We start from the raw sequence: 15,989 nt of genomic DNA, 5'->3' as shown, positions 1-15,989 counted from the left end.
GGGCGGGGCCGCGGGGCGCCTCGGCGGCGTCGTGGGACGAGGTCACGCGGAGTCACCCTCACGCATCGGGACCCGGACGCCCTTCTCGTCGGCGACGCGCTCCGCGATGTCGTAGCCGGCGTCGACGTGCCGGATGACGCCCATGCCGGGGTCGTTGGTGAGCACGCGGCGGATCTTCTCGCCGGCGAGCTTGGTGCCGTCGGCGACGGAGACCTGGCCGGCGTGGATGGAGCGGCCCATGCCGACGCCGCCGCCGTGGTGGATGGAGACCCAGGAGGCGCCGGAGGCGACGTTGACCATGGCGTTGAGCAGCGGCCAGTCGGCGATCGCGTCGGAGCCGTCGAGCATGGCCTCGGTCTCGCGGTACGGGGAGGCGACCGAGCCGCAGTCGAGGTGGTCGCGGCCGATGGCGAGGGGGGCGGCGAGGGTGCCGTTGCCGACCATGTCGTTGAACATGTCGCCGGCCTTGTCGCGCTCGCCCTGGCCGAGCCAGCAGATGCGGGCCGGGAGGCCCTGGAAGTGGACGCGCTCGCCGGCCATCTTGATCCAGCGGTGGAGGGACTCGTTCTCCGGGAAGAGGTCGAGGATCGCCTTGTCCGTCTTGTGGATGTCGCTCGCCTCGCCGGAGAGGGCGGCCCAGCGGAACGGGCCCTTGCCCTCGCAGAACAGCGGGCGGATGTACGCGGGCACGAAGCCGGGGAAGGCGAAGGCGCGGTCGTAGCCGGCGAGCTGGGCCTCGCCACGGATCGAGTTGCCGTAGTCGAAGACCTCGGCGCCGGCGTCCATGAAGCCGACCATGGCCTCGACGTGCTTCGCCATCGACTCGCGGGAGCGCGTGGTGAAGCCGGCCGGGTCCTTGGCCGCCGCGTCGGCCATGTCGTCGAAGGCGACGCCGATCGGGAGGTACGCGAGCGGGTCGTGGGCCGAGGTCTGGTCGGTCACGATGTCGATCGGGGCGCCCTCGGCGAGCATCCGCGGGAGCAGCTCGGCGGCGTTGCCGAGGAGGCCGATGGAGAGCGGGCGGCGGGCGTCGCGCGCCTCGACGGCGAGCTGGAGGGCGTGGGCGAGGTCGTCGGCCTTCACGTCCAGGTAGCGGTGCTCGATGCGGCGCTCGATGGCGCGCGGGTCGACGTCGATGCAGATCGCGACGCCGTCGTTCATCGTCACGGCGAGCGGCTGGGCGCCGCCCATGCCGCCGAGGCCGGCGGTGAGGGTGATCGTGCCCGCGAGGGTGCCGTTGAACTTCTTCGCGGCGACGGCGGCGAAGGTCTCGTAGGTGCCCTGGAGGATGCCCTGGGTGCCGATGTAGATCCAGGAGCCGGCCGTCATCTGGCCGTACATCGTGAGGCCGAGGTGCTCCAGGCGGCGGAACTCCTCCCAGTTGGCCCAGTCGCCGACCAGGTTGGAGTTGGCGAGGAGGACGCGCGGGGCCCACTCGTGCGTCTGCATGACGCCGACGGGACGGCCGGACTGGACGAGCATCGTCTCGTCCTGCTTGAGGGTGCGCAGGGTGCGGACCATGGCGTCGAAGGAGCGCCAGTCGCGGGCGGCCTTGCCGGTGCCGCCGTAGACGACGAGCTTGTCCGGGTGTTCGGCGACCTCGGGGTCGAGGTTGTTCTGGAGCATCCGGAGGGCGGCCTCCTGCTGCCATCCCAGGGCGCTCAGTTCCGTACCGCGCGCTGCTCGTACGGGGCGGGGTCCTGACATGGCGGTGCCTCCTCGAATGTCGTTCAGATATTCACATCCTGACTTGCTGAATACTTGTAGTCAACAGGGCGCGGCCGCCCCGCCCCGCGAACCGGGCCCCGGACGCCCCCGTGACGCCCCGCGCCCGGCCCGCCAGGATGGACCCCATGGCCTCCTACCGCCGCGATCTCGCCGTCCGAGCCGCCGTCGCCCAAGGACTCCTCACCCCCGAAGCCCCCGTCGTCGCCCTCCTCGACACCGCCGGCATCCGCGCCTCCGCCGCCGCCCTGACCAGCGCCTTCGCCACCGTCACCCGCGCCGAGACGCTGCACGCCTTCGCCGTGAAGGCCGCCCCGCTCGTGCCCGTCCTCCGGCTCCTCGCCGAGGCGGGCATCGGCGCCGAGGTGGCGAGCCCCGGCGAGCTGGCCCTCGCGCGGGCCGCCGGACTGCCCCCGTCCCGCACCGTCCTCGACTCGCCCGCCAAGACGCCCGCCGAACTGCGCGAGGCCCTCGCCCTCGGCATCGCCGTCAACGCCGACAACCTCCAGGAGCTGGCCAGGATCGACGCCCTCGTCGCCTCCGCCCCCACCGCCTCGCCGCTCGGCCTCCGGGTCAACCCGCAGGTCGGCGCGGGGACGATCGGCGCGCTGTCCACCGCCACCGCCACCTCCAAGTTCGGGGTCGCGCTGCGCGACGAGGGCGCCCGCGAGGCCGTCGTCCAGGCCTTCCTGGACCGGCCCTGGCTCACCCGGCTGCACACCCACACCGGCTCCCAGGGCGTCCCGCTCACCCTGATGGCGGAAGGCGTCCGGGCCGCGTACGAGCTGGCCGAGGAGATCAACGCCAAGGCGGGCCACCCCCGGATCGACACCCTCGACATCGGCGGCGGCCTCCCGGTGAACTTCGCCTCCGACGAGGAGACCCCCACCTACGCCGCGTACGCCCGGCTGCTCGCCGACACCGTCCCCGGCCTGCTCGACGGGCGCTACCGCCTGGTCACCGAGTTCGGGCGCTCCCTGCTCGCCAAGCACGGCACGGTCCTCACCCGCGTCGAGTACACCAAGACCGCCGGCGGGCGCCCGATCGCCGTCACCCACGCCGGCGTCCAGCTCGCCACCCGCACCGTGTACGCCCCCGAGGCCTGGCCGCTGCGGATCCTCGCGTACGACCCCGAGGGCCGCCCCCGGACCGGCGAGGTCACCGTCCAGGACGTGGCCGGCCCCGCCTGCTTCGCCGGCGACCTGCTCGCCGCCGGCCGCGCGCTGCCGCTGCTCCACCCGGGCGACGTGGTCGCCGTCCCCGACACCGGCGCGTACGCCTTCGCCCACCACTACGCCTACAACAGCCTGCCCCGCCCCGCCGTGCACGGATTCACCGTCACCGGCGACGGCGCGGTCGCCTTCGCGACCGTCCGCCCGGCCCAGACCGCGGCGGAGCTCGTCGCCGAGGCGGGCGGCGCGCACGCCGACGCGCTCGTCCGGTAGCGCGGGTCCGGGACAGCCACTTCGATGGAGCCATGACCACCACCACCGTCGTCGTGGAGCGCCGGGTCGCCGCCTCGCCCGGCCGCGTCTGGGAGGCGATCACCGACCTGCCGGACATGCCCCGGGTGCTGTCCGGCGTCCAGCGGGTCGAGGTGCTCACCGAGGGCGGCTTCGGCGTGGGCACCCGCTGGCGGGAGACCCGGAGGATGCTCGGCAAGGAGGCCACGGAGGAGATGACCGTGACCGAGTGCGAGCCGCCCGACCGGTACGTGACGGTCGCCGACTCGCACGGCATGCACTACGTCTCCGAGCTCTCGCTGCGCACCGACGGCCCCGAGGGCAGCGTGCTGCGGATGTCCTTCTCCGCCCGCCCGGCACAGGGCCGCCGGCAGAACCTCCTCGCGCGCCTCCTCGCCCGGTTCGGCGCGAAGGCCGTCTCCAAGGCGCTCGCGAAGGACCTGGAGGACATCGCGAGGACGGTCGAGAGCCGCTACTGACGACCTCCGCCGGACGCTTCTCTACCTGATTCCGGTCACCCGTAGGCATGTTCCGATGGAAAATGCCAGAACTCCCTCCCGGGGCCACGCCGTTCAGTAACGTCACCGTCACTGCCGTTGCTCGCACGCCGTATCGGGAGGGGAACCCGCGTGCCCGGAATCGACGAGTGCCTGAAGGAGGCCATGGCCGTGCCGGGTGCCCGCGGCGCCTGGCTGGTCGACTGGAACAGCGGCCTCGCGCTCGGGACCGCGGGCGAGTCGCCGGTCGGAGACCACGAGACGACGGCCGCCGAGACCGCCGAACTAGCCAGGGCGGCCGCCGAGTTCGACTCCTTCACCACAGTCGCCGGAGACACCGGGGAGACGGAGGACGACGACGGCGAACCACCCGTCGAGGACCTTATCGTCACCACCCGGGCCGGGTACCACATCCTCCGCTTCGTCCGGACCTCCTTCGACAGCAGCGTCTTCCTCCACCTCTGGCTCGACCGCGACACCGGCAACCTCGCCCTCGCCCGCATCCGCCTCGGCGACCTCGCCGAGCGGCTGGTCCTCGGATGAGCGTCTCCCCCATGCTCGTCCGGCTCGCGGCGGAGCGGGCCACCGGCGCCCTGCTGCGCGACCACGGCACCCTCTACCTCGTCGACGGCCGCGTCGTGCACGCCGAGAGCCCCGCCGCCCCCGGCATGGACGTCCTGCTCACCACCGCCGGGCGGCTGCCCCGCGAAGGCTGGGACGAGGCCGTCGACCGGGCCGGCGCCCACCGCGCGGTCGGCCGCTTCCTCGTCGACAGCGGCCGGCTGCGCGACGGCGAGCTGGAGATCTGCCACCTCGGCGCCGTCTTCGACGCCGCCTTCTTCGCCCTCTCCCCCACCAGCGGCCCCACCCGCTTCCGGTACGGCGTCGGCCACTGGTTCGGCACCGTCCGGCCGGTCTCCGCCGAGGCCGTCGAGCGCGAGACCCTCCGCCGCCGCGAACTCCTCGACGCCGTCTGGCCGTACCCCTCCGTCGACGCCGCCCCCGTGGTGCCCCGCCCGGCCGCCCCCGGCCAGGGCGTCGGCGCCCGCCGGCGCGCCCTGCTCGCCGCCGCCGACGGCCTCCGCACCCCCGCCGAGCTGGCCCGGCTCCTCGGCCGCCCCGCCTTCCACACCCTCCTCGACATCCGCAGGCTGGCCGCCGCCGGACTCGTCGAGACCCCGCTCGACGCGGCCCCCGACGCCACCCCCGCTCCCCCTCCCCCGGTCTTCCCCCCGGTGCCCCCGGTGACCGACCCCGACATCGCCCTGCTGCGCCGGCTCCGTGACGCCCTGGAGGCACACCTGTGATGAGGCGTGCTCTGCGCCTGCGCGCCGAGAGGAGACAGTTGATGACAGCCGAAGCCGAGGTGCTCGGCGAGCTCAGACGCCTGCGCGCCCGGCTGCCCCAGCTCACCGGTGCGCTCGCGGCCAGCGCCGACGGCCTCGTCCTCGCCCACGACACCGTGGACGGCGCCGCGGAGAACGTGGCCGCGCTGACCGCCGCGGCGCTCGGCGTCGGCCGGCGGCTCACCGAGTCCACCGGCCAGGGCGGCTTCCGCGAACTGCTGGTACGCGGCGAGGACGGATACGTCGCCACGTACGCGGCCGGCGGCTCCGCCGTCCTCACCCTGCTCGCCGAACCCCGCATCAACGTGGGACGGCTCCACCTGGAGGCCCGCCGGGCCGGCGTCCGCATCGGCGAACTCGTCGACGGGGCGCTGGACCGCCGCGAGCCGCACTGACCCCTCCACCCCTCACTCGGAGAAACCGAACCGATCCAGAAGGAAGCGACACCATGGCGAACACCGAGACCTCCCTCAAGGAAGCGGCCTCGATCGAGGGCGCGATCGGCGCGGCCCTCGTCGACTACACCAGCGGCATGGCACTCGGCACCATAGGCGGCGGCAAGGAGCTGGACCTGACCGTCGCCGCCGCGGGCAACACCGACGTGGTCCGGGCCAAGGTCCGGACCATGGAGATGCTGGGCCTCAACGAGGAGATCGAGGACATCCTGATCACCCTCGGCACCCAGTACCACCTCATCCGCCTGCTCAAGGGACGCGGCAACAACGGCCTCTTCCTCTACCTGGCGCTGTCCAAGGACCGGGCCAACCTGGCGATGGCCCGCCACCAGCTGAAGAAGATCGAGGCGGAGCTGGACATCTGACCCCCGGGGCCGACTACTCGACGAACAGTCCCCGCTCCGCCGCCTTCGCGTCGAACTGCTCCAGACGCGCCTGCGCGTCGGGCAGCTCGTCCGCCATGGCCTCCAGGAGGACCCGGCCGAGGAGCATCGGCGCGCAGGCGGTGTCGAAGGCGAGCCCGGTGCCGACGGCGGCCGGGATGAGCAGGTCGGAGTGGGCGGCGACGGGCGCGAAGGCGGACTCGGCCACGGTCACCACCGTGAGGCCGGCCGCCCGCGCGTACTCCAGCGCCTCGACGACCTCGCGGGGATGCCGGGGCAGCGCGAAGCAGAGCAGCGCGGTGGCCCCGGCCCGTACGGCCGCGTCGATCCGGTCGGTGAGCATCGAGCCGCCCTCGTCGAGCAGCCGGACGTCCGGGTGCACCTTGGCGGCGAAGTACGCGAAGCCGCGGGCCTGCGAGGAGGCGGCGCGCAGGCCCAGGACGAGGAGCGGGCGGGAGCCGGCGAGCAGCCGTCCGGCGCGCTCCACGGGCGCGGGGTCGGCAAGCAGCCCGGCGAGGTGCCGCAGGTTCTCGATCTCGGCGAGGACGGCCTGCTGGTACTCGTTGTGCCCGCCCTCCGCCTCCCCGGCCGGGGTGGCGGGACCGGGCGGCGCGACCTCCCGCAGATGGCGGCGGAGCGCCGGGTAGCCGTCGAAGCCGAGGGCGACCGCGAAGCGGGTGACGGAGGGCTGGCTGACGCCGGCGAGCTCGGCGAGCTCGACGCTGGAGAGGAAGGGCGCGTCGGCGGCCCGCCGGACCATGCAGTGGGCGATGCGCCGCTGCGTGGGCGTGAGCCGGTGCCCCTCGAAGAGCGCCTGGAGCCGCCCGGCCGGGCTGTCGCTCATGCCGTCCCCCTTCATCCCATTCATCCCTGACCCTGTCTGCATAAGGATATGCAGAGGGGGTGGAGGGACGGACGAGGCGTCATGGTCACGCCATGACGTCCGGTTCGTCCGAGGGCTGTAACAAACGCGGGATGCCGGTGGACCCGCACCCCCACGCGGAAAGAATAGCGACGTCGCCGACAGACCGGCCGGCTCCGGCCCGGCCGACGGGGGAAGAGGAAACGACATGAACTCCAAGACGGTCAGGGCCCGTTCGGGACGCCGAGGCCTGCGCGGCGCCGCCCTCGGCGCGGCCGTGGTCGCGGCCCTGCTGACCACCACCGCCTGCCAGGGCGACGACGACCCGGCCGCCGCGCCCAGCGCCGGCGCCCCGTCGACCGCCGCCCCCTCGGGCTCCGCGTCGGCCGGGGGCGGCACTCCCGAGACCACCGCGCCCACGGGCGACTCCGGGACCGGCGGCGCCACCCCCTCGGCCACGGGCACCGGGGACAGCGGCGAGACCGGTGGCGGCAACGGCACCGAGTACGCCGACTGCGAGGCCTCCGGCCTGGGCACCGAGGTCGAGCTCCAGGACGAGCGCGGGGAGACCCCCCGGCACTTCCTGCTGACCGTCACCAACCGGAGCAAGACGCCGTGCGTGCTCAACGAGGCGCCGATCGTACGGCTCAAGGCCGGGAACTCCGCCCCGATCGTCGAGACGCTCGGCGAGCCGGACAGTGAGCCGGTCGTCGTCGAGGGCGGCGGCAAGGCCTACGCGGGCCTGTACGTCTTCGGCAACGACGAGGGCGGCGAGGCGGAGTACGACCAGTCCGACCGGTTCACCGCCACCCTGGTCGCCGGCGAGGGCACCGAGCTGAACGGCACGCTGGTCTTCGACCTGCCCGACGGTCTCGGCACCGTCTCCGTCGACGACGCGGCGCGGGTCAACGGCTGGGCCGGCACCGAGGGCCTGGCGATGCGCCCGATCACGCAGCTCTGACCCTCCGGGAGGAGTGACGCGGGGACCGCCGCACCCCCATCGCTGGGGGGCGGGACGACGGCGGTCCCCGCGGGGGACACGGGCCCGGGTTCAGGGCCGGTCTCCGCGTCCGCGGCGTCTTCAGAGGTCCGGGAGCCGCTCCGGAGGTTCCGTGACGCCGACGGAGACCACTCTGCCGGAGGCGTGTTAAGCGGGTGCTGCGCGGACGTGACGCGCTCGTACCGTTTGCGCGAACGCCCGCGCGGCACCCGTCGGCCCCTCGGGGGTGCTACTTCGTGCCGCCGTTGGCCAGGAAGGCCAGCAGGTCCTGACGGCTGACGACGCCGGTGGGCTTGCCCTCGACGAGGACGATGGCGGCGTCGGCGTTGCCGAGGACCGACATCAGGTCGGCGACCGGCTCGCCGGAGCCGACCTGCGGCAGCGGCGCGGACATGTGGTCCTCCAGCGGGTCCTCCAGCTGGGCCTTCTGGGTGAAGAGGTGGTCCAGGAGCTCGCGCTCCACGACCGAGCCGATGACCTCGGCGGCCATGACGTCGGGGTGGCCGGCGCCGGGCTTCACGATCGGCATCTGGGAGACGCCGTACTCGCGCAGCACCTCGATGGCCTGGCCGACGGTCTCGTCCGGGTGCATGTGGACGAGCGAGGGCAGGCCGCCCGACTTGTGGCGCAGGACGTCGGCGACGGTGGCGGTGGCGGTGGACTCCAGGAAGCCGTAGTCGGCCATCCACTCGTCGTTGAAGATCTTCGACATGTAGCCGCGGCCCGAGTCCGGCAGCAGGACGACGACGACGTCGTCGGGGCCGAGCTCCTGGGCGACCTCCAGGGCGGCGACCACGGCCATGCCGCAGGAGCCGCCGACGAGCAGGCCCTCCTCCTTGGCGAGGCGGCGGGTCATCTGGAAGGAGTCCTTGTCGGAGACCGCGACGATCCGGTCCGTGACGTTCCGGTCGTAGGCGGTGGGCCAGAAGTCCTCACCGACGCCCTCGACCAGGTACGGACGGCCGGAGCCACCGGAGTAGACGGAGCCCTCGGGGTCGGCGCCGATCACCTTGACCTTGCCGCCGCTGGCCTCCTTCAGGTAGTTGCCGGTGCCGGAGATGGTGCCGCCGGTGCCGACGCCCGCGACGAAGTGGGTGATCTTCCCCTCCGTCTGCTCCCACAGCTCGGGACCGGTGGTCTCGTAGTGGGAGCGCGGGTTGTTCGGGTTGGAGTACTGGTCGGGCTTCCAGGCACCGGGCGTCTCGCGGACGAGGCGGTCCGAGACGTTGTAGTACGAGTCCGGGTGCTCGGGATCGACGGCGGTGGGGCAGACGACGACCTCGGCGCCGTAGGCCCGCAGCACGTTGATCTTGTCGAGGGACACCTTGTCCGGGCAGACGAAGATGCACTTGTAGCCCTTCTGCTGGGCCACGATCGCCAGGCCGACGCCGGTGTTGCCCGACGTGGGCTCGACGATGGTGCCGCCGGGCTTCAGCTCGCCGCTCTGCTCGGCCGCCTCGATCATGCGCAGGGCGATGCGGTCCTTGACCGACCCGCCGGGGTTGAAGTACTCGACCTTGGCGAGGACGGTGGCCTGAATGCCGGCCGTCACGTTGTTGAGCTTCACCAGCGGGGTGTTGCCGACGAGGCTGATCATCGAGTCGTGGAATTGCACCGTGTTCTCCGGGGTCTCCGTAATGGTGTGGCCAGCGTATGCGTAGTCGGGACGCCTTTCGGGGCAGTTAGACCTCGAACGGCTTGAAGGACCTGTGGGACCGCACGGCTCGAAGGAGGTGACGCCCGGGATGTCCAGGGCGAGGGTGGCACGCCGGATCGCGGCGGGAGCGGCGTACGGCGGCGGAAGCATCGGCCTGATCGGCGTGGCCGCGGTCGGGGTCCTGCTCGCGGAGGCGCAGCTCGCGAAGCGGACGGTGGGCACGGGGACGGCTCCCCTGCCGCCGGCGGTGGACGGGCTCTACGGCAGGGTCTTCGGCACGGAGGACCCGCTCCGACTGGCCCTTCTGGGTGATTCCACGGCCGCCGGGCAGGGGGTGCGCCGGGCGGGTCAGACGCCGGGCGCGCTGCTCGCCTCGGGGCTCGCGGCGGTCACGGAGCGGCCGGTGGTGCTGAAGAACGTGGCGCTGTCGGGAGCCCGCTCGGACGACCTGGAGCGACAGGTGTCGCTGCTGCTCGCGCAGCCGCTGGGGCCGCCGGACGTCTGCGTGATCATGATCGGGGCGAACGACGTGACGCACCGGATGCCCGCGACGGAGTCGGTACGGCTCCTGGCGGCGGCCGTGCGGCGGCTGCGGACGGCCGGGGCGGAGGTGGTCGTCGGCACCTGCCCGGACCTCGGCACGATCGAGCCGGTCTACCAGCCGCTGCGCTGGCTGGCCCGGCGGGCCTCCCGGCAGCTCGCGGCGGCGCAGACGATCGTGGTGGTGGAGCAGGGCGGGCGGACGGTGTCGCTGGGCGACCTGCTGGGCCCCGAGTTCGCGGCGAACCCGCGGGAGATGTTCGGGGTGGACCTCTTCCACCCGTCGGCGGAGGGGTACGCGACGGCGGCGATGGCCGTGCTGCCGACCCTGTGCGCCGCGCTCGGCGTATGGCCGGAACCCGACCGTCTGGAGCCGGGCCGCCGCGAGGACATCCTGCCGGTGGCGAAGGCGGCGGCGGAGGCGGTGAAGCAGGCGGGCACGGAGGTGACCGGTGCGCGGGCCCCGTGGGCGCTCCTGAAGCACCGGCGCCGGAGGCGGCTGACGGAGGCCGCGGAGGCGGAGGCGGGCGTCCCGGTGGAGGCGGGCGACGGCGCGGCCGAGGCCGGTGGCGGGGACGTACGGGGGCCCCGTCCGGACCCCCTGCCGCAGGACTCCCCGCAGACCTGAGCAAGCGCTTAGAAAAGAGGCCCTCGTCACACGCCGATCCCGGTGACCCCGCGCGGTACGTGCAGGTAACTTCCCCTTGAGTCCGACCGCCCACCAGCCTCCTGGAGCCGTGATGCCCGAAGCCGTGATCGTCTCGACCGCCCGTTCCCCCATCGGCCGGGCCTTCAAGGGCTCCCTGAAGGACCTGCGCCCCGACGACCTCACGGCCACGATCATCCAGGCCGCGCTCGCCAAGGTCCCCGAGCTCGACCCGCGCGACATCGACGACCTGATGCTGGGCTGCGGCCTCCCGGGCGGCGAGCAGGGCAACAACCTGGGCCGGATCGTCGCCGTGCAGATGGGCATGGACCACCTGCCGGGCTGCACCGTCACCCGCTACTGCTCCTCCTCGCTCCAGACCTCCCGGATGGCGCTGCACGCGATCAAGGCGGGCGAGGGCGACGTCTTCATCTCGGCGGGCGTCGAGATGGTGTCCAGCTTCGCCAAGGGCAACTCGGACTCGTGGCCCGACACCCACAACCCGCTCTTCGCCGAGGCCGAGGCCCGCACCGAGGCCGTCGCCGCCACCGAGGGCTCCACCTGGCACGACCCGCGCGAGGACGGCCTCGTCCCCGACGCGTACATCGCCATGGGCCAGACCGCGGAGAACCTCGCCCGCTGGAAGGGCATCAGCCGCCGGGAGATGGACGAGTTCGGCGTCCGTTCGCAGAACCTCGCCGAGCAGGCCATCAAGAACGGCTTCTGGGAGCGCGAGATCACCCCGGTGACGACCCCGGACGGCACGGTCGTCTCCGCGGACGACGGCCCGCGCGCCGGCGTCACCCTGGAGGGCGTACAGGGCCTCAAGCCGGTCTTCCGCCCCGACGGCCTGGTCACCGCCGGCAACTGCTGCCCGCTGAACGACGGCGCCGCCGCGCTCGTCATCATGTCGGACACCAAGGCCCGCGAGCTGGGCCTGACCCCGCTGGCCCGGATCGTCTCCACCGGCGTCTCCGGCCTCTCCCCCGAGATCATGGGCCTCGGCCCGGTCGAGGCGTCGAAGCAGGCGCTCCAGCGCGCCGGCCTGACCATCGGCGACATCGACCTCGCCGAGATCAACGAGGCCTTCGCCGCCCAGGTCATCCCCTCCTACCAGGACCTGGGCCTGGACCTGGACAAGGTGAACGTCAACGGCGGCGCCATCGCCGTCGGCCACCCCTTCGGCATGACGGGCGCCCGCATCACCGGCACCCTGATCAACAGCCTCCAGTTCCACGACAAGCAGTTCGGCCTGGAGACCATGTGCGTCGGCGGCGGCCAGGGCATGGCGATGGTCATCGAGCGGCTGAGCTGAGCCGTAGCGGAGGGTAGGGGTCGCCCGAGGAACGAGGGCGGCACCTGCCCGCAGCGGAGGCGAAGCCCAGCGCGACCGACAGACCGAGCGGCTGAGCCGATTCCGTGGCGGAAGGCAGGCCCGGTCTCCAGTGGCCGAGTGCGTCAACCTCCCCGCGTCCAAGCCGTGACCGAATCTCCCCCAGGATGTGACATACATCCCGGGGGAGTTCGTTTTCGCAGGTCAGAGCGGTTACGGGACTAAACACCCGGCCAAAATACCTGTCCGTTTCGTGACGTAATGCACTGACAGGGGGTCCCGACCCGCGACAAGCTGATGTAGGAAGTCGGGGGATCGACTCGAATCGGGAGTACGTCAGTGAGCGCCATGTCTCTTGCCCTGCTGCTGACCACCGCCGCTGCCACGGCCGTGGGCGCTGCTGCCCTGCACCACGTGCGGGGTCTCCGCAAGGAGGTCACCGCCCTGCGCACCGAGCTCGCCGCCGGCCGCGGCGTGACGGTCCCCGCGGCCCGCACCTCGCCCGCCGCCGAGATACGGGCCGCGGTCACGGAGGCCCTGGCCGAGGAGCGCGAGCGCGAGCTCGCCGAGGCGCGGGCCTTCTGGGCCGCGCAGGAGGCCCGGGACGCGGCCGACGCGCCCTCCGCCCTCCTCGGCGGCCTGGGCGGCGAGGAGTCCACCGGGCTCTTCGTGCCGCGCCAGACGGACTTCGTGGGCCTGGAGGCGATGGCTCTGGAGGCGATGGAGGCCGAGGCGGCCGCGCTCGACGGCATCGCCGACCCGGTGGACGACTTCCCCGAGTACCCGGAGGACTCCGCGGAGCTGGCCGCCGCCCGCCGCCGGCACCCCTCGCACCCGGACTTCGTGCCGGTGCAGACCCCGGTCGTCACGGACCACGAGCGCACGGTGGCGCGCCTGGAGGAGCTGGCCGACACGGCCACGGCCCTCACCGACGTCCGCCCCGGCCCGCTCGGCACCCTCGACGTGTACGTCTTCGCCGACGGCACCACGCTGTGTATGACCCCGGGCCACCGCGAGACCGCCGAGCGCCTCGCCGAAGCCCTCCGCTCCGGGCGCACCCCGGTCCTCCTCGGCGGCTCCGGCGTCTCCGGCGCCTTCGCCCTCACGTTCTCCTACGGCGAGTCCGACGAGGAGAACGTCTACATCCTCGCGGACCGCGTCATCGCGTCCCTCTAGTCCGCACCGCACCGCACCGCACCGCTCCGTACCGATCCGATCCGATCCGTACCGGCGGTGCGGGCCTCGGCCCGCGCAGCCTCCGCCGGCCCGCCTACAGCCCCGAGCGCTCCCGGGCCTCCCGTACCAAGCCCACGGCCTCGTCCAGCTCCCGTTCGCGGGAGGGGGACGGGGCCGTTCGCAGGATCTCGGCCAGGTCGTGGCCGGCCACGGCCAGCTGGTCGGCGACGGTGAAGACGCCCGCGTCGGGGATGATCCGGGGCTCCAGAGCGGGCGTCTCGGCGCGCTGCGCCCGCACCGCCAGCTCCCGGGCCAGGGCCAGCCCCTCCGCCGCCGCGCCCCGCTGGAGGCGGCTCTGCGGGGCCGCCCGGAGACGGTCGGCGAAGCGTTCCACGGCGGCGGTCAGTTCACTCGTATCCAGCACCCGGCCGACCCTACCCGGGCCCGGGGAGGGACGCGGAAGGGCCCGCCCGGCGAGTGCCGGACGGGCCCTTCCCCCGAGTCACGGGGTGCGTCAGTCGTCGCCCTGGAGGATCGACAGCAGACGCAGCATCTCCAGGTAGATCCACACCAGGGTCATGGTGAGACCGAAGGCGGCCAGCCAGGCCTCCTCGCGCGGGGCACCGTAGGTGATGCCGTCCTCGACCTGCTTGAAGTCGAGGGCGAGGAAGCAGGCGCCGAGGATGATGCCGATGACGCCGAAGAGGATGCCGAGGCCACCGCTGCGGAAGCCGAGGCCGTCACCGCCGGCGAAGACCGCGAAGAGCAGGTTGACCACCATGAGCAGCATGAAGCCCATGGCCGCGGCCATCACGAAGCCGGTGAAGCGGCGGTTGACCCGGATCCAGCCCATCTTGTACGCGATGAGCACACCGGCGAAGACCGCCATCGTGCCGAGGACGGCCTGGATGACCACGCCGTCGGCGATGTAGGTCGAGACGGCGGCCGAGATCACTCCGAGGAAGACGCCCTCGAAGGCCGCGTAGCCCAGGATCAGCGCCGGCGACGGCTTGCGCTTGAAGGACTGCACGAGCGACAGGACGAGCGCGACCAGGGCGGCGCCGATGGCGATGCCGTAGGACTTGCCGAGGTTCGCGGGGTCGACCGGCAGCAGCAGCCAGGACAGGACGGCGGTGAGCACGACCGTGCCGAGCGTCATGGCCGTACGGCTCACGACGTCGTCGATCGTCATCACGTTGCCGCGCGCCTGCTGCGGGGCGCCCGCCTGGACGTCCTGCGGCGCGTAGGGGTTGGTGGCGTACGGGTTGGTCGCACCCTCGGCGTACGGGTTACCGGTCGCGTACGGGTTCGCTCCGACGGCGGGGCCCCCGGCCTGCGGCTGCTGCGCGTTGAAGCCCGCGTAGCCGTTGTCGCGGCTGAACCCCCGTCGCGAGAAGACCGGGTTGCTGCTCCTCATCTCACTCCTCCTGGACGGCCGCACTGCGCGGCCTTGCGTCAAGGGTAATGGGTAGGCAAAAGAAACTCTCTAGTGCTCGGGGAGGATCTTTTGGAAGGAGAGGAGAGGAGGGGAGGGAGGGGTGGGCGGAGCCGATGACAGGAGGTGGGGAGGGGGGCGGTTCGCCGGGCCGCAGGGGTCTCCTGGGGCCCGGTGGTGCCCGGAACCGGACTTGAACCGGTACGGCCCGAAGGCCAGCGAGGTTTAAGCTCGCCGTGTCTGCTATTCCACCATCCGGGCGTTGCCGCGAATGTTCCGCGTTGGCACAGGAGCCTATCGGGGCCCTTCCCTCGTTCAGCGGTAACAAGGGCCCGATGTTGTCTTATTTTATTGACGCTTGAGGGTGCGTCAGTGCAGGTGAGCAGGGATTTCCCGGACTGTGACCGGGGTCGCGGGCACGAAGGCGCCACCCCTGGATTGACCAGATCTCGCCGCAGGTGTGTCACGTCCGCCGCCAGGCCGCCGTCGGGCCGCCGGTCAGGGTCGCCGTCATACCAGAGGAGGAGGCGAGGCGGCCGCGGTCCGACCCGAGAGGGCCCTCGGAACGGGCACGTGGACGGACGACCGGGACAAGAACGTTCGAAACGATGGAGTGGTTCCCGGAACACCGGGTTTCCGCTCATCCGATCGACCGTCGTGACAGGAGTCCCCTCGTGACCACCACCCCCACCGTGCCCCGCGTCACCGCGGTGGCCGCCCGCGCCACGGAACTCACGAAGGTCTACGGCCAGGGCGAGACCCAGGTGGTCGCGCTCGACCGGGTCAGCGTGGACTTCCGCCAGGGAGAGTTCACCGCGATCATGGGCCCCTCCGGCTCCGGCAAGTCGACGCTCATGCACTGCGTCGCCGGCCTCGACTCCTTCTCCTCCGGTTCGGTCCGGATCGGCGAGACCGAGCTCTCCACCCTCAAGGACAAGCAGCTCACCCAGCTCCGCCGGGACAAGATCGGCTTCATCTTCCAGGCGTTCAACCTGCTGCCGACCCTGACCGCCATGGAGAACATCACGCTCCCCATGGACATCGCCGGCCGCAAGGCCGACCAGGCGTGGGTCCAGAAGGTCATCGACATGCTCGGGCTCTCCGCCCGCCTCAAGCACCGCCCGACCGAGCTCTCCGGCGGCCAGCAGCAGCGCGTCGCCGTCGCCCGCGCCCTCGCCTCCCAGCCGGAGATCATCTTCGGCGACGAGCCCACCGGAAACCTGGACTCCCGCTCCGGCGCCGAGGTCCTCGGCTTCCTCCGGAACTCGGTCCGCGAGCTCGGCCAGACCGTCGTCATGGTCACCCACGACCCCGTCGCCGCCTCCTACGCGGACCGCGTGATCTTCCTGGCGGACGGCCGGATCGTCGACGAGATGCTGCGCCCCTCCGCCGACGGCGTGCTCGACCGCATGAAGGCCTTCGACGCCAAGGGCCGTACGAGCTGACGCGGACGCGCCGGCCCCGCACCTGA

General features: G+C 72.6%; 16 protein-coding genes and 1 tRNA gene. 11 read left to right on the top strand and 6 right to left on the bottom strand.

Going from position 1 to position 15,989, the window contains the following annotated elements; all coding sequences use genetic code 11:
* Window positions 1-42: 42 nt before the first annotated feature.
* On the bottom strand, window positions 43-1,707 hold the full coding sequence (gene hutU, locus ACFQ8C_RS00710; RefSeq protein ID WP_383450618.1) for a urocanate hydratase: 1,665 nt from the start codon (window positions 1,705-1,707) through the stop codon (window positions 43-45).
* Between the two features lie 137 nt (window positions 1,708-1,844).
* Between hutU and ACFQ8C_RS00705 the strand changes: the two genes are divergently transcribed.
* From ACFQ8C_RS00705 to ACFQ8C_RS00680, 6 genes are all read left to right on the top strand, one after another.
* Window positions 1,845-3,170 carry a diaminopimelate decarboxylase gene (locus ACFQ8C_RS00705; RefSeq protein WP_383450636.1) on the top strand — a complete coding sequence of 442 codons (1,326 nt, stop codon included), beginning with the start codon at window positions 1,845-1,847 and terminating at the stop codon, window positions 3,168-3,170.
* A 32-nt stretch (window positions 3,171-3,202) separates the two neighbouring features.
* On the top strand, window positions 3,203-3,667 hold the full coding sequence (locus tag ACFQ8C_RS00700; RefSeq protein ID WP_383450615.1) for an SRPBCC family protein: 465 nt from the start codon (window positions 3,203-3,205) through the stop codon (window positions 3,665-3,667).
* A gap of 150 nt (window positions 3,668-3,817) precedes the next feature.
* Window positions 3,818-4,228 (top strand): roadblock/LC7 domain-containing protein, encoded by a 411-nt coding sequence (locus ACFQ8C_RS00695; protein WP_383450612.1) that lies wholly within the window; start codon window positions 3,818-3,820, stop codon window positions 4,226-4,228.
* Window positions 4,225-4,992 (top strand): transcriptional regulator, encoded by a 768-nt coding sequence (locus ACFQ8C_RS00690; RefSeq protein WP_383450609.1) that lies wholly within the window; start codon window positions 4,225-4,227, stop codon window positions 4,990-4,992. Before ACFQ8C_RS00695 ends, ACFQ8C_RS00690 begins: the two co-directional genes overlap by 4 nt.
* Window positions 4,992-5,426 (top strand): roadblock/LC7 domain-containing protein, encoded by a 435-nt coding sequence (locus tag ACFQ8C_RS00685; RefSeq protein ID WP_383450606.1) that lies wholly within the window; start codon window positions 4,992-4,994, stop codon window positions 5,424-5,426. Before ACFQ8C_RS00690 ends, ACFQ8C_RS00685 begins: the two co-directional genes overlap by 1 nt.
* A gap of 53 nt (window positions 5,427-5,479) precedes the next feature.
* On the top strand, window positions 5,480-5,851 hold the full coding sequence (locus ACFQ8C_RS00680) for a hypothetical protein (RefSeq protein ID WP_383450604.1): 372 nt from the start codon (window positions 5,480-5,482) through the stop codon (window positions 5,849-5,851).
* A gap of 13 nt (window positions 5,852-5,864) precedes the next feature.
* Here the strand turns inward: ACFQ8C_RS00680 and ACFQ8C_RS00675 are convergent, their stop codons facing one another.
* Window positions 5,865-6,713, bottom strand: coding sequence for a MurR/RpiR family transcriptional regulator (locus ACFQ8C_RS00675; protein WP_383450601.1), 849 nt, complete (start codon window positions 6,711-6,713; stop codon window positions 5,865-5,867).
* Between the two features lie 226 nt (window positions 6,714-6,939).
* Between ACFQ8C_RS00675 and ACFQ8C_RS00670 the strand changes: the two genes are divergently transcribed.
* On the top strand, window positions 6,940-7,692 hold the full coding sequence (locus tag ACFQ8C_RS00670; protein WP_383450599.1) for a DUF4232 domain-containing protein: 753 nt from the start codon (window positions 6,940-6,942) through the stop codon (window positions 7,690-7,692).
* 268 nt (window positions 7,693-7,960) lie between these two features.
* On the opposite strand, the gene ACFQ8C_RS00665 is transcribed toward ACFQ8C_RS00670, so the two are convergent.
* Complete coding sequence (locus ACFQ8C_RS00665; protein ID WP_383450596.1) at window positions 7,961-9,346, bottom strand: cystathionine beta-synthase; 1,386 nt, start codon at window positions 9,344-9,346, stop codon at window positions 7,961-7,963.
* Between the two features lie 130 nt (window positions 9,347-9,476).
* On the opposite strand from ACFQ8C_RS00665, the gene ACFQ8C_RS00660 reads away from it, so the two are divergent.
* From ACFQ8C_RS00660 to ACFQ8C_RS00650, 3 genes are all read left to right on the top strand, one after another.
* On the top strand, window positions 9,477-10,556 hold the full coding sequence (locus tag ACFQ8C_RS00660) for an SGNH/GDSL hydrolase family protein (protein WP_383450594.1): 1,080 nt from the start codon (window positions 9,477-9,479) through the stop codon (window positions 10,554-10,556).
* Window positions 10,557-10,668: 112 nt separating this feature from the next.
* Complete coding sequence (locus ACFQ8C_RS00655) at window positions 10,669-11,889, top strand: acetyl-CoA C-acetyltransferase (protein WP_383450592.1); 1,221 nt, start codon at window positions 10,669-10,671, stop codon at window positions 11,887-11,889.
* Window positions 11,890-12,246: 357 nt separating this feature from the next.
* The gene (locus ACFQ8C_RS00650) at window positions 12,247-13,083 is read left to right on the top strand and encodes a hypothetical protein (protein ID WP_383450589.1); all 837 of its coding nucleotides are present in this window, start codon (window positions 12,247-12,249) and stop codon (window positions 13,081-13,083) included.
* A 94-nt stretch (window positions 13,084-13,177) separates the two neighbouring features.
* Here the strand turns inward: ACFQ8C_RS00650 and ACFQ8C_RS00645 are convergent, their stop codons facing one another.
* The 3 genes from ACFQ8C_RS00645 to ACFQ8C_RS00635 all read right to left on the bottom strand — a co-directional run bounded on the left by ACFQ8C_RS00645 (window position 13,178) and on the right by ACFQ8C_RS00635 (window position 14,779).
* Window positions 13,178-13,507 (bottom strand): hypothetical protein, encoded by a 330-nt coding sequence (locus tag ACFQ8C_RS00645; protein ID WP_383450587.1) that lies wholly within the window; start codon window positions 13,505-13,507, stop codon window positions 13,178-13,180.
* 90 nt (window positions 13,508-13,597) lie between these two features.
* A complete protein-coding gene (locus ACFQ8C_RS00640) occupies window positions 13,598-14,500 on the bottom strand; it encodes a Bax inhibitor-1/YccA family protein (protein WP_383450584.1) in 903 nt (300 codons plus the stop codon).
* Window positions 14,501-14,693: 193 nt separating this feature from the next.
* Window positions 14,694-14,779 (bottom strand) — tRNA-Leu (locus tag ACFQ8C_RS00635).
* A 413-nt stretch (window positions 14,780-15,192) separates the two neighbouring features.
* On the opposite strand from ACFQ8C_RS00635, the gene ACFQ8C_RS00630 reads away from it, so the two are divergent.
* Window positions 15,193-15,963, top strand: coding sequence for an ABC transporter ATP-binding protein (locus ACFQ8C_RS00630; RefSeq protein ID WP_383450581.1), 771 nt, complete (start codon window positions 15,193-15,195; stop codon window positions 15,961-15,963).
* Window positions 15,964-15,989 lie beyond the last annotated feature (26 nt).

This window comes from Streptomyces sp. NPDC056503, assembly GCF_042794995.1.
Classification (GTDB): domain Bacteria; phylum Actinomycetota; class Actinomycetes; order Streptomycetales; family Streptomycetaceae; genus Streptomyces.
This window is presented reverse-complemented; position numbering and strand designations above follow the sequence as displayed.